Annotated in this window: 14 protein-coding genes; 9 read left to right on the top strand and 5 right to left on the bottom strand. The window is 72.2% G+C overall.

Translation table 11 applies throughout. From position 1 onward, the window contains the following. Positions 1 to 76 precede the first annotated feature (76 nt). Positions 77 to 670, top strand: coding sequence for a hypothetical protein (locus AC1Z4A_RS02565; protein WP_483676178.1), 594 nt, complete (start codon positions 77 to 79; stop codon positions 668 to 670). A 13-nt stretch (positions 671 to 683) separates the two neighbouring features. On the opposite strand, the gene AC1Z4A_RS02560 is transcribed toward AC1Z4A_RS02565, so the two are convergent. The 4 genes from AC1Z4A_RS02560 to AC1Z4A_RS02545 all read right to left on the bottom strand — a co-directional run bounded on the left by AC1Z4A_RS02560 (position 684) and on the right by AC1Z4A_RS02545 (position 5,446). Further along, positions 684 to 3,095: a right-handed parallel beta-helix repeat-containing protein gene (locus AC1Z4A_RS02560; protein WP_483676177.1), complete on the bottom strand. Its 2,412-nt coding sequence runs from the start codon at positions 3,093 to 3,095 to the stop codon at positions 684 to 686. A 110-nt stretch (positions 3,096 to 3,205) separates the two neighbouring features. Further along, a complete protein-coding gene (locus tag AC1Z4A_RS02555) occupies positions 3,206 to 3,817 on the bottom strand; it encodes an Rv1733c family protein (protein ID WP_483676176.1) in 612 nt (203 codons plus the stop codon). A 156-nt stretch (positions 3,818 to 3,973) separates the two neighbouring features. Next, positions 3,974 to 4,825 (bottom strand): MOSC domain-containing protein, encoded by an 852-nt coding sequence (locus AC1Z4A_RS02550; RefSeq protein WP_483676175.1) that lies wholly within the window; start codon positions 4,823 to 4,825, stop codon positions 3,974 to 3,976. 87 nt (positions 4,826 to 4,912) lie between these two features. Further along, entirely contained in the window at positions 4,913 to 5,446 is a 534-nt protein-coding gene (locus AC1Z4A_RS02545; protein ID WP_483676174.1) for a DUF6643 family protein, read from the bottom strand. A gap of 165 nt (positions 5,447 to 5,611) precedes the next feature. On the opposite strand from AC1Z4A_RS02545, the gene AC1Z4A_RS02540 reads away from it, so the two are divergent. Beyond that, the gene (locus tag AC1Z4A_RS02540; protein ID WP_483676173.1) at positions 5,612 to 6,931 is read left to right on the top strand and encodes a TerD family protein; all 1,320 of its coding nucleotides are present in this window, start codon (positions 5,612 to 5,614) and stop codon (positions 6,929 to 6,931) included. A gap of 36 nt (positions 6,932 to 6,967) precedes the next feature. Here the strand turns inward: AC1Z4A_RS02540 and AC1Z4A_RS02535 are convergent, their stop codons facing one another. After that, a complete protein-coding gene (locus AC1Z4A_RS02535; protein WP_483683482.1) occupies positions 6,968 to 8,128 on the bottom strand; it encodes a glycosyltransferase in 1,161 nt (386 codons plus the stop codon). A gap of 134 nt (positions 8,129 to 8,262) precedes the next feature. On the opposite strand from AC1Z4A_RS02535, the gene AC1Z4A_RS02530 reads away from it, so the two are divergent. The 7 genes from AC1Z4A_RS02530 (at position 8,263) to AC1Z4A_RS02500 (ending at position 13,680) form a co-directional block, all read left to right on the top strand. After that, complete coding sequence (locus AC1Z4A_RS02530) at positions 8,263 to 9,060, top strand: glutamate racemase (RefSeq protein ID WP_483676172.1); 798 nt, start codon at positions 8,263 to 8,265, stop codon at positions 9,058 to 9,060. Positions 9,061 to 9,129: 69 nt separating this feature from the next. Continuing rightward, positions 9,130 to 9,723: a hypothetical protein gene (locus AC1Z4A_RS02525; RefSeq protein WP_483676171.1), complete on the top strand. Its 594-nt coding sequence runs from the start codon at positions 9,130 to 9,132 to the stop codon at positions 9,721 to 9,723. A 62-nt stretch (positions 9,724 to 9,785) separates the two neighbouring features. Further along, on the top strand, positions 9,786 to 10,289 hold the full coding sequence (locus AC1Z4A_RS02520; RefSeq protein WP_483676170.1) for an NUDIX hydrolase: 504 nt from the start codon (positions 9,786 to 9,788) through the stop codon (positions 10,287 to 10,289). 158 nt (positions 10,290 to 10,447) lie between these two features. Continuing rightward, the gene (locus tag AC1Z4A_RS02515; RefSeq protein WP_483676169.1) at positions 10,448 to 11,071 is read left to right on the top strand and encodes an RICIN domain-containing protein; all 624 of its coding nucleotides are present in this window, start codon (positions 10,448 to 10,450) and stop codon (positions 11,069 to 11,071) included. Positions 11,072 to 11,192: 121 nt separating this feature from the next. Next, a complete protein-coding gene (locus AC1Z4A_RS02510; RefSeq protein WP_483676168.1) occupies positions 11,193 to 11,534 on the top strand; it encodes a hypothetical protein in 342 nt (113 codons plus the stop codon). Between the two features lie 126 nt (positions 11,535 to 11,660). After that, complete coding sequence (locus AC1Z4A_RS02505; protein WP_483676167.1) at positions 11,661 to 12,203, top strand: hypothetical protein; 543 nt, start codon at positions 11,661 to 11,663, stop codon at positions 12,201 to 12,203. Positions 12,204 to 12,291: 88 nt separating this feature from the next. Next, positions 12,292 to 13,680, top strand: a complete 1,389-nt coding sequence (locus tag AC1Z4A_RS02500) for a hypothetical protein (RefSeq protein WP_483676166.1) — start codon at positions 12,292 to 12,294, stop codon at positions 13,678 to 13,680. Positions 13,681 to 13,703 lie beyond the last annotated feature (23 nt).

Here is a 13,703-nt window from a genome sequence, read left to right as displayed (position 1 = left end):
GCCCGGCTCCCCCGGGCCCGGGCCGTCGATTGGATCTTTGCCCAGCCGCTGGTGTAGAACACACCGTCGATCAAGCATGACCACGACAAAGTTCTTTGGCAACAACGGGGGATTCGACATGCGCTCCATTCGACGATCGGTGAGCACGCTGGCGCTCGTGGCCGCGCTCGGCGGCGGGCTCGCGGCCTGCGGGCCGGACGACAAGTCCGGCGGCACCTCGGGAGGCTCGGGCTCCTCGGCGAAGCCGTCCGCCCAGGCGAGCAAGGGCGGCGACGCGGACCCCGACAAGTACGACTGCGGTGGCAAGAAGCCGGTCCTGCCCGCCGGGCACAGCATCATCCAGATCAAGCTGATGCGCGACGCGGACAGCGGCTTCGAGGCCCAGACGGCCCAGCCGCACTGCACGCCCAACGACTGGATCTACGGCGGCGAGGGCGACTCCAAGCACTACAAGCTCGCCCCCGACGCCAAGCCCGAACTCGCCCTGAGCGACGGCCCCGGCAAGACCAAGCCCGTCAGCAAGCACGACTTCGACATGCACGTCGACGGCTGCCTCAGCGAGGACCACAGCAACGTCAAGAAGCCCTTTGCCTGCTTCAACAACGTCTACGACATCACGCTGAACTCCAAGGGCGAGATCCAGACGATCAAGGAGAAGTGGTCCGTCTGACGCCTCCGGGCCGTCAGGATTCCGGAAGGTCCTCGGCGTAGAGCAGCGTCAGGTCGTCGTGGCTGGGCGCGGCAAGCTGGGCCACCCGGCCCGCGTGCCGCTCGACCATCGCCTCGAAGGTCTGCCGCGCCGTCCGGCCGTTGCCGAACGCCGGGCCTTTCGGAATGGCCCCGAAGTACACCAGCAGCGCCTCGGCCGCACCCTCGCCGATCCGGTACTCGTGCTCCTGCGCCTGCTGCCGCACGATGCGCAGCAGCTCGTCCGGCGCGTAGTCGGCGAAGGTGATGGTGCGTGAGAAGCGCGAGGCCACCCCCGGGTTCACCGTCAGGAAGCGCTGCATCTCGGCGGTGTACCCGGCGACGATCACCACCACCTCGTCCCGGTGGTCCTCCATCAGCTTCACCAGCGTGTCGATGGCCTCACGGCCGAAGTCCCGCCCCGAGTCCTCGGGGCACAGCGCGTACGCCTCGTCGATGAAGAGCACCCCGCCGCGCGCCCGGTCGAAGGCCTCCTGGGTCCGGATGGCGGTCGAGCCGATGTGCTCGCCCACCAGGTCCACCCGCGACACCTCCACCAGATGGCCGCGCTCCAGCACGCCCAGGGCGGCCAGGATCTCGCCGTAGAGCCGGGCCACGGTGGTCTTGCCGGTGCCGGGGGAGCCGGTGAAGACCAGATGACGGCGGACGGACGCGGCCTTCAGCCCGGCCTCCTGGCGCCGCCGCCCCACCTCGATCATGTCGGTCAGCGCCCTGACCTCGCGCTTGACGCTCTCCAGGCCCACCAGCGCGTCGAGTTCGCCCAGGACCGCCGCGCTCGTCCGGGAGGACCGGCCGTCGTCCACCGGCCCGCCCGTGCCGGGGGAGCGCGGCACCGGCACTGCGGCCGGCGGGGCCGCGGGCCGTCCGGCCGTCGCCACGGCGGGCACGGCGGCCGTGCCCGGCGCCCGGCCCCCGGGCGCGCCCTCGTCGCTCGTACAGCCCCGGCCGACCGGGCCCTCCTCGGCGAACTCGTAACCGCCGCGCGCACACCGCTCCGTACGGCACCCGGTCAGGGTGGCCCGGCAGCCGTCGATCACATGGAAGCCGTAGCCGCCGCTGCCCGTCACCCGGCAGCCGTCGAAGGTGCCGCGGCCCTCCGCGGACACGTAGAAGCCCGCCTCCTTGGGCGAGGTCACCGCACAGCGCTCGAAGACCGGGTCGGCGCCCTTGGTGACGATGACGCCCGTCGACGTCGCGTCGATGGCACAGCCCGCCAGCGTGCCGCCGCTGCCGTGGCCGCGGAACCACACCCCGGTCGTGGCCTCCCGGATGCGGCAGTCGGCGAGCTGCACCGTCGCACCGCCGCTCACCGACACGGCGGTGCCCCGCACCTGGGACAGATCGCTGTCGGTGACGTCCACCTGCGAGCCCCGGTCGAGGACGAACAGCGCGTCCGGCACGTCGTGCACCCGGCACGAGTTCAGCACGGCGCTCGCTCCGTCGCTCACCCACACCGCCGGATAGTCGCCCGTGCTCTCGTGGATCTCGCAGCGCTCGGCCTCCACGCGCGTGCCCGGGTCCCACACCGACAGGCCGTTGCGCCCGAAGCGCCGCACCGCCGAGCGCGTCATCGTCAGCACCGACCGCGAGCGCAGGTCGACCGCGTTCTCCGGGACGTCGTGGATGTCGCAGTCGGTCAGGGTCAGCACCGCGTCGGTGTCCAGGGTCACGCCGTCCGCGGACGTGCGGTGCACCCGGCAGTCGGACAGCCGCCCCGCCGCCCGCGACGCCACCTGCACACCGGTGCCCCTGATCTCGTACACCTCGCAGCCCACCGCCTCCAGGGCACTGCCCTCCCCGGTCAGCGACAGACCCGCGCCCCGGGCGTGGTGCACCCGGCAGCGCTCCAGGCGCGGCTCGGCCCCGCCCTGCACCGCGACCCCGGACTGGCCGGCGGCCACCACCTCGCACTCCTCGAAGACGCCGCTCGCGCCGTCCAGCACGCTGATGCCGACCCCGCCCGGATTCTCGACGGTGCAGCGGCGCACCGTCGGCCGCACCCCGGCGCCCCGCACCTCGATCCCCGCCGACGAGCGGGTCGCGATCCGCAGGCCGTCCAGCTCCGGCGAGCCGCCCTCGACCAGCAGCGCCGGCGCGGCCGCGTCGTGCCCCTCGATGCGCAGGCCCAGCAGCGTGGCCGTACCGCGCACGGTCACGGCGACGCCCTCGGTCGGGGCGATCCGCACCGAGCCGGGCGTGCCGTCCGCGCCCCGCAGGGTGACGGCCCGGGTGACGACCAGGTTCTCCCGGTAGGTGCCCGGCGCCACGGCCAGCACGTCCCCGTCCTGCGCCGCCGCGAGGGCCGCCGCGAGGGAGTCGTACTCTCCCGTGCGCCGCCTCCAGCGCGACGTCCCGGTGTGCGTCACCTCGACCGAGCCCTGTGCCATGGTGCTGCTGTGCCCCCACCTCGTGTGTGCGTCCGTACGGGACGGACGAGTACCGGCCGCACCACCGTAGCGTGCACGGGACACAGGAGTCGGCCGCTCGGGTCCGTAGCTCAACTTCCCGCGCCCGCCCGGCCCCAGGTGTGCCCGGCCCGCTCCCAGGCCCGGTCCCACTCGGCGTACCGGCTCCGGCGCAGCCGCCAGACGACCAGTCGGCGCACCCCTTCCAGCAGCCCGGCCACCGCCGCCGCCGTGCCGACGCCGGCGAGCACCGCGTGGACGTGCGCGGTGGCGGAGTCCATCGGACGGGCCGCCACCTCGCCCCGGTCGTCGGTCCACAGCGGGAACCGCTCCCCGGGCACGGTGTACTGACGGGCGGCCACCAGGCCCGTGTGCTCCCTGCCGTCCGGCCCCCGCCAGCGGGCCACGACCCCGTGGTACGCCTCCCGGCCGACGGACGGCTCGCGCTCGGCGCCGGACCCGCCGTCCGGCTCGGCCCCCACGGTGACGGCCTCCACCTCGTGCCGGTGGAGCTGCTGTTCGCGGACGACCTCCCGCAGCGCCCCGTGGGCCAGCGAGCCCGCCGCCCAGCCGAGGGTCGGGCCGGCGAGCAGCATCAGCACCACGGCGACCACTCCCGCCCAGGTCTCGAGGACATCGCTCCGGCGCCGCAGCGGATTGCGCCGCCACCGCCATACGAAGCCCGTCGCGCGCACGGTGCCCACGGCTCACCCCCTTACGCGTCCGTAAATACCTCACACAGGGCATCGCATGCGGAGGAAGACGGCGGAGAGAGGAAAATCACCCCCGGTGGATGTCGGCCACGGCGGCACGTTGACGCGGGAGGCGACGGTAACGGACACGGCCGCGCCCGGGAGGGCTCAGCCGAGGACCTCGACGGCGTCCCCCACCCGCACCACACCGGTGTGCTCGGGTATGAGGTTCTGCCCGAACACCAGCTGCTTGCCCACCCGGTGGTGCTTGGCCAGGGTGCGCAGCGGCTCCTTGCCGCGCTCGGCCGTGTGCTGGTCGGTCGTGGTGACGACGCAGCGCCCGCACGGCTTGACGACCCGGAAGGTCACCTCGCCGATGCGCAGCCGCCGCCAGCCGTCCTCGGCCCAGGGCGCGGTGCCGTCGATCACCACATTGGGCCGGAAGCGGTTCATGGGCAGCGGCCCCTCCGCCGGGTGGTCGCCCTCGGCGATGAGCGCGTTGAGCGCGTCCAGCGAGGCGGTCGTGGTGGCCAGCAGGGGGAATCCGTCCGCGAAGCTCACGGTTTCGCCGGGGAGGGAGAAGAGCGGGTCGACGGGGCGGCGCTGCGCCGGGTCGTCCATGTGCACCAGCCGGGCCTCCACCCCCAGGTAGGCACTCAGCCAGGCGCCGGCCTCCGCCCCCGCGGGCACCGCCTCGACCTTGTCGTTGAACAGCTCCACCGTCAGCGTGCCGCCCTGGTCCTCCAGGGCGGGCACGGTGACGTCGAGCGCCTCGGCCCCCGGGGCGGCGAGCCGGACGCCGCCGCCCGGCAGCGGGCTCGCCGAGGCCAGGGCGAGCCGCGGCTGCTGCCGTTGGGTGATGAACCGGCCGCCGGCCTCGGTGACCATCCACCTCCGGTCCCCGGCGAGCCCCCACGGCTCCACGTGCGCTTGGTCGGGCGCACACCCCGCCAGGGATTTGACCGGATAGAAGTGGATGGATTCGACGACGGGACCGGACGGCACGGCAGGATTGGACATGCAGCCATCTTGCCAGCCGGATATGACAGTTGGCCGGGAAAATCCGACCGGATCCGCCGGGGTTGCGGTTCCCCGCCGGAAAGGCGGTCAGTAGCCCCCTTGGTCCGGATAGGGGCGGCTGCCGTACGGGTCCTCGTACTGCGCCGGATTCGGGCGGGGCGTGGCCGGGCGCATCGCGTCGAAGCCCGCCGGGTTCATGGACGCCGACGACGGACGCTGCTGCGCCTGCTGCGGGCCCGGGTAGCCGCCGCGCGGCGCCGCGGCTTGCTGCGGGATGTACGGGGCGGGCGCCTGCTGGAGCCCCGCGGGCTGGGCGGGGGAGGGCTGGCCGCCGTACTGCGGGGCCTGCGCGGCGTAGCCCTGCTGGGGGGCGGCCTGCGGCGCCGGGTGGGAGGACGGGCCGGACGGCAGGGCGGGCAGCGCGGGCAGATTGCTGCCGCCCCCTCCGAAGCCGCCCGGCCCGCCGAAGTTGCTGCTGCCGAAGTCGTACGGGGAGGACACCCGGATCGGCGCGATCTGGGGGGTGCCGCGCTCGGCGACGAGGCTGTCGTAGATGGGGGTGTCCGGAAAGGACGACGAGGCGTAGTAGCCACCGCCGTAGGTGCTGCGGGGGGAGGTCATAGCCCATAAGTTAAGCCCATGGTGTGTCGGTTGGGGAGCCCGGTATCCGGGTTGTTTGCGGTGCTCCCAGGGGCTGCCGATTACCAATCAGAGCGAACCCGGGAAAAACGGTCGCCAGGTACGTTGGAATCGTGTAAAGACCGGTTCATTTCGGAGGGGTGGAGCATGGGGATGGCCAAAGGCGGCAATCTTCGGATCGCCGAACAGGTCGTGCGAATCGAACTGGGCTGGCGCACGGGCCCCGGTGTGCCGGACGTCGACGCCTCGGCGCTCCTGCTGACCGCGGGCCGGGTCCGCTCCGACGCCGACTTCGTCTTCTACAACCAGCCGGTGCACGCCTCCGGCGCCGTCCGGCACGAGGGCAGGAGCCCCGCCGACGGCGCGGTCACCGAGACCCTCACCGTCGACCTCGCCGCGGTCGAGCCCGACGTCGGGACCGTGGTCCTGGCGGCCTCCGCGGACGGCGGCAGCTTCGGGCAGGTGCCCGGGCTCCACATCCGCGTCGTCGGCGCGGCCAGCGGCACGGAACTGGCCCGCTTCGACAGCAGCGACGCGACCGTCGAGACCGCCTTCGTCCTCGGTGAGCTGTACCGGCGGCAGGGCGAGTGGAAGTTCCGGGCCGTGGGCCAGGGCTACGGCAGCGGACTCGCCGGGCTGGCCACCGACTACGGCATCACCGTGGACGACCCCGGACCGGCCCCGGTTCCGGCTCCTGCCGCCGCGCCGGCTCCCGTCCCTGCTGCGGCTCCCGCTCCCGCTGCGGCTCCTGCTCCTGCCCCTGCGCCGCCCGCCGCCCCTCCCGCGCCTGCGCCCGTACCCGCGGCCGCGCCGCCCGCCCCCCGGCCCGTACGCCTCACCAAGGTCACGCTCACCAAGGAGGCCCCGGCCGTCTCCCTGGCCAAGCAGGGCGGCACCTCCGGGACTCTGCGCGTCAACCTCAACTGGCAGGTCCAGAAGCAGTTCACGGGCTGGGGGCAGCGGCTGGGGAAGGCCATGGCCCTCCACACCGACCTGGACCTCGACCTCGGCGCCCTCTTCGAGCTGAGCGACGGCACCAAGGGCGTCGTGCAGGCGCTGGGCAACTCCTTCGGCTCGGTCCACCGGCCGCCCTACATCCACCTCGACGGCGACGACCGGACCGGCGCCGTGGAATCCGGCGAGAACCTCACCGTCAACCTCGACCACATCGCCGACTTCCGCCGCATCCTCGTCTTCGTCACCATCTACGAGGGCGCCCGCAGCTTCGCCGGGCTGCACGCCACCGTCACCCTCCACCCCCAGCACGGCGCGCCCGTGGAGTTCTCGCTCGACGAGTGCACCGTGCCCTCCAACGTCTGCGCCCTCGCCCTCATCACCAACAACGGCGGCGACCTCGTCGTCCAGCGCGAGGCCCGCTATCTGGTGCCGGACCGCGGGATCAGCCCGCAGCGCACGCTCGACCGCGCCTACGGCTGGGGCCTGAACTGGACGCCCGGCCGCAAGTGACCCGGCGGCCGCGCCCCGGCCGCCGCCCCGGCCGGTTCAGGACGTGGCCTCCGGCCGTGTGTACGTGCGCCCCTTCCAGGCGGCCCCCCGGCCCCGGTGGTGCTGCACCGCGGAATCCACCGTCATCAGCAGGTACAGCAGCGCGGTGAACGGCAGCAGCAGGGCGAGCCACGGCTGCTGCCGGTAGTAGCGCAGCATCGGCAGATACGTCCCCGTCATTACCGCCCACGCCCCGGCGCCCGCCGCGAGCACCGCGGTGTTCCCCGCCGCCGCACCCGCCATCACGGCCACCGGAGGCACGAGGTAGACCACCGCCAGCCCGGCCACCGTCCCCGCCAGCAGCAGCGGGCTGTGCAGCAGCTGCGCATAGGCGCTGCGCGAGACCATCCGCCAGAGCGGGCCCAGCCCCGGGTACGGCCGTACGCTCTCCACCTTCTCCGCCAGCCCCAGCCAGATGCGGCCCCCGGAGCGCTGCACCGCACGGGCCAGCGCCACGTCGTCGATCACCGCCTGCCGGATGCGGTCCGGGACCCCGGCCCGCTCCGCCGCCTCCCGGCGCAGCAGCACGCACCCGCCCGCGGCCGCCGCTGTCCGCGCCCCCGGGCGGTTGACCCGGCGGAAGGGGTAGAGCTGGGCGAAGAAGTACACGAAGGCCGGGACGATCAGCCGCTCCCAGAAGGCGGCCACCCGCAGCCGCGCCATCTGCGACACCAGGTCCAGCCCGTTCGCGCGGGCCGCCGCGACCAGTTCCCGCAGGCCGTCCGGTGCGTGCGCGATGTCGGCGTCCGTCAGCAGCAGGTACTCGGCGGCCGTCCCGGCGCGCGCCAGCTCCATGCCGTGCCGCACCGCCCAGAGCTTGCCGGTCCAGCCGGGCGGCGGCTCGCCGGGCGAGGACACCGTCAGGGGCAGGCCTCCGTGCCGGTCCGCCAGCGCGCGGGCCAGCTCCCCGGTGCCGTCCGTGCTCCCGTCGTCGACGAGGAAGACCTCCGCCCGCCCCGGATAGTCCTGGGCCAGCAGCGACGGCAGGCTCGACGGCAGCACCCCGGCCTCGTCCCGGGCGGGCACCACGATCGCCACCGGGGGCCAGTCCGCCGGGGGCGTGCGGCCGGGCAGCCGGACGTCCGTCCGCCAGAAGAAGCCCTGCCCCAGCAGCAGCCAGACCCATGCGGCCAGGGAACCGACGGTGATCCACGTCAGCACGCTCACCCGCCGCAGTCTGCCGCACCGGAGCCCTGCACGGGGGCGGAAACGGCCACGGGCGCGCAGCGGTGTCCCGGGCGGCGGGGCCGTGCGCCGGGTCGGTGGACGACCGGATCGATTAAAGTAACGGGGTGAAGATCGCGCTCATGGACTCCGGCAATGGACTACTGGCGGCTGCCGCCGTCGCGCACAGGCTGCGGCCCGACGCCGATCTCGTCCTCTCCTCCGACCCCGCGAGCATGCCCTGGGGCCCCCGGACCCCCGAGGACGTCACCGAGCACGCACTGGGCTGCGCCCGCGCCGCCGCCGCGCACCGCCCCGACGCGCTGATCGTCGCCTGCAACACCGCCTCCGTCCACGCGCTGGCCGCGATACGCGCCGAGCTGGAGCCGGAGATTCCGGTCATCGGCACGGTTCCCGCGATCAAGCCCGCCGCGGCCGACGGCGGCCCCATCGCCATCTGGGCCACTCCGGCCACCACCGGCAGCCCCTACCAGCACGGCCTGATCCGCGACTTCGCCTCCGGCGTCGAGGTTACCGAGGTGGCCTGCCCCGGGCTCGCCGACGCGGTGGAGCGGGCCGACGAGGCGGCCGTCGAGGCCGCGATCAAGGCGGCCGCGGCGCGGACGCCGGGCGATGTACGGGGCGTGGTCCTGGGCTGCACCCATTACGAGCTGGTCGCCGAGCGCATTCGCGAGGCCGTCGAGGCCGGCCGGAACGCGTCGCTGCCGCCGCTGCGGCTGTACGGCTCCGCCCCGGCCGTCGTCGCCCAGGCGCTCCGCCGCATCGGCGCCGCGCCCGCCCCCGATGCCGCGCCGACGGGCGGCCTGACCGTGCTCTTCCGCGGCCGGGAGGCCGAGCTGGGGCCGGCCGCGCTGTCCTACCCCGAGGGCCGCTCGCTGCCGCCCGTGGGCGCGCTGCGTACCTGACGCACTCCGTTCGGGTTGCTCCGCGCAGCACGCCTGCCACGGTGGCGGAACGTGAGTAGGCTGCCCGGTATGAGGGACCACTCCCAGGGCCCGCAGGGCCACGAGGACGCGCAGGGCGGCCGGGACGGCGACGAGGCGCCGGGCGCGGCGCCCACCGTCTGGACCGGGCGCGCCACCAATCGCGTCCAGTGGCTCATGGCCGCGGCCGGGGCCGCCTGCCTGGCCCTCGGGATCGAGCTGGCCGTCGACAGCGCGTGGACGTCCGGGCTGGCCCCTCTGGTGATGGCGGTCGTGGGCTGCGTCGCGGCCGGGCTGCTGATGCTCTACGGCACGATCGCCTTCGTCCATGTGGCCGTACGGGTCGACAAGGACGCCCTCGAGGTGCGCTGCGGCCACATCGGTGTGCCGCGCACGCGGATCCCGCTCTCCCATGTCGTCGACGCCGACTTCGATCCACGCGTCACCCCCCGCCAGTGGGGCGGCTGGGGCTACCGCTGGCGTCCGGAGAAGGGTACGGCGGTGGTCGTGCGGCGCGGCGAGGGCTTCGTGGTCCGGCTCGGCGACGGCCGTACGTTCACGGTGACCGTGGACGACGCGGAGGCGGCCGTCCGCGTCATCCGTGACCGCATGCGGCGCCTCGGCGGGCGCCCGGCATCGGCCTGACCTGGCGGTTCTCCCTCTCGGTGGTTTTTCCTCCCCTGCGCCGGGCCCACTAGGCTCGGCGCATGCCCATTCCCGACTTCATTCGAGAGATCCGCGACGTCGCGGGCCAACGGCTGCTGTGGATGCCCGGCGTGAGCGCGATCGTCCATGACGACCGGGGCCGTGTGCTGCTCGGCAAGCGCGCCGACACCGGCCAGTGGTCGATCATCGGCGGCATTCCCGAGCCGGGCGAGCAGCCCGCCTCGGCGATCGTGCGCGAGGTCTTCGAGGAGACGGCGATCCGGTGCGTGCCGGAGCGCGTCCTGCTGGTCGAGGCGCTGAAACCCATCACCTACCCCAATGGTGATGTGTGTCAATTCATGGATATTTGCTTTCTTTGCCGCGCGGTCGACGGCGAGGCCCGGGTGAACGACGACGAGTCGCTGGAAGTCGGCTGGTTTTCCGTGGACGCCCTTCCGGAGATGGAGGAGTTCGCCGTGAAGCGGATCAAGCAGGCGGGCGGGGACGGGCCGACGTGGTTCGCCGACGCCGACGGCCCGGGCGGCACCTGGGACCCGCTGACGTAGGCCCGAAGTGTCGACAAAGCTCTACGTAGGCCAATCGGTAAATCCTATTGATACGGCCGAGTGAAGCTTGCCCCATAGGTCGATAAATAGCCCGGAATGCCGGTCACCTTCCTTTCGGTCGCGGTCCGCCCGAGTCCGCGACCGGAAGGAGTGTCGGTATGCGAACCCGCCGGGTTCTCCGGAGATTCCTCAAAGCCGTGGCGGTGATGGTGGCCGCCGTGACCGGTGCGCTCATGCCCGCGCCGAGCGTCGCCGCGGAGCCGTTCGCCACCGCCCGTCTCATGACGCCCGAGCCGAACGGCACGGTCGTGATCAGACCGGCCGGTACCAACTACGACAACAGCAAGTGCCTGCGCATCGCGGGGGACAGCGTCGCGGACGGCGGCAAGCTGGAGATCGAACCGTGTACGACCGGTGGTCTGCTGCAGACCGAGCGCTTCACGATCGATCCGAAGAGCCCTGATGTGGTACTCAGGACACCGACGCCGCAGAAGTGTCTTGATATCGCGTACGGGATGCAGGACTCGGATCGTTCCGTGGTCCAGAACAGCTGCATCATCGACCAGCCCAGCCAGCGCTTCCGCCTCCAGCAGGTCAACGGAGACGTGTACACGATCAGGACATTCGCCGACAAATGTCTTGAGGTCTACCAGGGAAACAATCTCGACGGCACTGAGGTGCGCCAGATGCCCTGCAACAACCCCAGTCAATGGCCCAATGGCGGGCAGCAGTTCAAAATCACGCCGGTCGCCGGGTCCGCCAACCCGAACACCGGGCCTTGAGCCTGGCACAGGGATCTTCCGCACCCGCAGGCTCCCCTTTCGGCGGCGCCTGCGGGTGTGCCGCTTCCGGATCAAGTACCGGAAAAATCCACTGCTTTGACCACAGCACAAGGAGACTCCCATGCGCCGTTTGATGCGCACCTTCGGCGCGCTCGCCGCGGCCGGCGTGCTCACCTGCTCCCTTCCGCCGGCCTCGCAGGCGGCCACCGGGGTGTTCGGCTACAACCGCTACGACGGCACGAACGACGTACGGAAAACCATCGAGAACCCCAGGGAGGGCACCTGCAAAACGCTCTTCCGCTCCCGGGGAATCGTCGAGAACAACACCACTGCGGAAGCGCAGTTGTGGAGCAAGGACGCCTGCCAGGGCGACCAGGTGCAGAGCGTGCCGCCCGGCGGCAAGTTCACCCAGACCGGGCCGGAGTACGAGTTCAGAAGCGTGTACTTCAGGTACCCCCAGTAATGCGCCGGGACCGGCGCATGCTGCTTTCTCCTCGGATGGCGCATCCCTCGTTCTGACAACTCGCGGGGATTTGCTGCCCAGTTGACGATGGAAAGGTCCATCAGTTCAGTTCCGGAAGGAGACGGCGTGCAGAGAAAACTCGCGCGAATGTGGGTCATGGCGACCCTCGGGGCCGTATTGGCCCTCGCACTGCCCTGGTCGGTCCAGTCGGCCCGGGCCGGTCAGCCCGTGCAGGCCGAAGTGCCGGTCAGCCGGAGCACGGATCCCCCCGGCGCGGACCCGTGCAAAGGCGACAACCCCGGCACGGCTTGTGGGCCGGCCAAGGACAAGGACCCCTGCGCGGCCTCCAGCCCCTCACCGCTTCCGGCGTGCGGCGGCGGCACGGCGAACAAGGCCGAAATGACGCGCTGCCAGCCGAACAACAACGTCGACGCCACGGGCAACGCCTGCCTGACGCAGGTGGCGACCGACGGACAGGAGTCCAAGAAGGGCATCAGCGACGAGAAGACGACGATCGGCACGTTCAAGGAGAGACAGCGGGAGACCACCCCGGGGGCGGCGACGTCGATCACCTGCAACCTCCCGAACGCCGGGGCCCCGGTGTTCAAGAAGGAGGACTACTTCTACGTCTACGAGCCGGACGGTTGCGTGCGTCGGCCCGGCCCCTGACCGCGCCCGGACCGGCGGCGCGACACCCCGAAAGCGTCCTGGTGCACGTCGTCCCCGGCGTGCACCAGGACGTACGAAAGGAGACCGAATGGACGCAAGACGCGGCAGGACCCGGGTCGCGGCCGCCGTGGGCGGTGCGCTGGCTCTGCTCCTGCCCTTCACTGCCGCGCAGTCCGCCTATGCGGAGCGCGAAGTGGTGGTGCCCGTGGTCAATCAGGACTTCGCCAAGCCGAGCACCAGGGAGGCCGGGGAGAACGCCTGGACGTGGGCAACCCCGTGGGGCTGGGACGGGGGTGAGGGCAACGCGAAGGGAGGGGGGACGGTTCCGGCGCCCTATGCCCTTCGGGACGACAAGCTTCAGGCCGCCAACCTGCACGGCCCGGACAACGCCAGAGTCCTCTCGACGCGCCTGTGGGACGTGCGGGCGGGCGCGGAGGTCGAGCTGACCTGGGAGGACAGCTCCAGTACGAACAGCGCCTGCCCGACCGAGCAGAACGGCAAGCCGCAGTCCTACACGCTCGGCTGGGGGAGCGGCACCGACCAGAAGAAGACTTTCCAGACCGGTAACCAGCAGCCCAGAACGCCGACGTGGACGCCGAAGTCCGTCACCTTCACGGCGCCCGACAACGAGCCGCGGATCACCTTCACGTCCCCCGCCCCCGTCAGCTGGGGCAACTGCGGCCCCATGATCGCCAAGGTGCGGGCCTCGCAGGACCCCGCGGAGTACGACACCAATTCCGACAAGACCGCCCTGCCCGCGGCCCGGGCATACCAGGGGAACAACAAGACAGCGCTGGCCAACGCCGTGAGCACCTGTGCCGGCGGCAAGGTGGCGTGCACGTTCGACGTCTATCCCTGGGCCACCCACTCCTACTTCGACCGCGCCCAGGTCGTCGACGAGGCCGCCGTCAACTGCACCCGCAACAGCATCGTGGACAAGCGGTCCATGAAGTTCACCCTGCCCGGCTACAGCGATCTCCCCGGCGTCCCCATCCCCGGAAAGGCGGGAGACAACTACGACGGCCTCAGGAACCTCGTCGCCGAACGTTTCGAGGACAGCGCCAAATACCCCTGGTCCTGGGACGCCACCCGGCCCAGGGACGTCACCCTGACCCTCCAGCCGGGCGAGCTGAGCTGGATCGAGCTGCAGGCCGCGCGCGAGCGGCTCGAAGGCAAGTTCACCCAGATCGTCGACGAGACCCAGACCACCAACTACGAGACCGGCCGGTACCGCCTCTTCGCCATCTTCGACGCCCCCTCCAAGGGCCGCTCCGACCGCCTCTACCAGCGGAGCGGGCCGCTCACCCAGGACGAGCTGAACAAGTGCGCCAAGACCCGGCCCACTGCGATCACCCCCGACAACCGCGCGGCCGGGCACCACACTGCCCACGGCCTCCTTCATATGGCTCCGCCCCCGGCCGGCACCCCGGCCCGGCGGACCGTACTGCTGAGCCCCGTCGGCTCCCGGCGGAGCTGAAAGCCCGCTGTCCCGGCCGCACT

This window comes from Streptomyces sp. 17_S59 (genome assembly GCF_056930295.1).
Note: the sequence above shows the minus strand (reverse complement) of the source record. Positions and strands in the feature narration are given on the sequence as shown.

Coding starts and splice junctions, on each gene's coding strand:
- AC1Z4A_RS02565 (WP_483676178.1), top strand. CDS start 77: ATGACCACGACAAAGTTCTTTGGCAACAACGGGGGATTCGACATGCGC.
- AC1Z4A_RS02560 (WP_483676177.1), bottom strand. CDS start 3,095: ATGGCACAGGGCTCGGTCGAGGTGACGCACACCGGGACGTCGCGCTGG.
- AC1Z4A_RS02550 (WP_483676175.1), bottom strand. CDS start 4,825: ATGTCCAATCCTGCCGTGCCGTCCGGTCCCGTCGTCGAATCCATCCAC.
- AC1Z4A_RS02545 (WP_483676174.1), bottom strand. CDS start 5,446: ATGACCTCCCCCCGCAGCACCTACGGCGGTGGCTACTACGCCTCGTCG.
- AC1Z4A_RS02540 (WP_483676173.1), top strand. CDS start 5,612: ATGGGGATGGCCAAAGGCGGCAATCTTCGGATCGCCGAACAGGTCGTG.
- AC1Z4A_RS02525 (WP_483676171.1), top strand. CDS start 9,130: ATGAGGGACCACTCCCAGGGCCCGCAGGGCCACGAGGACGCGCAGGGC.
- AC1Z4A_RS02520 (WP_483676170.1), top strand. CDS start 9,786: ATGCCCATTCCCGACTTCATTCGAGAGATCCGCGACGTCGCGGGCCAA.
- AC1Z4A_RS02515 (WP_483676169.1), top strand. CDS start 10,448: ATGCGAACCCGCCGGGTTCTCCGGAGATTCCTCAAAGCCGTGGCGGTG.
- AC1Z4A_RS02510 (WP_483676168.1), top strand. CDS start 11,193: ATGCGCCGTTTGATGCGCACCTTCGGCGCGCTCGCCGCGGCCGGCGTG.
- AC1Z4A_RS02500 (WP_483676166.1), top strand. CDS start 12,292: ATGGACGCAAGACGCGGCAGGACCCGGGTCGCGGCCGCCGTGGGCGGT.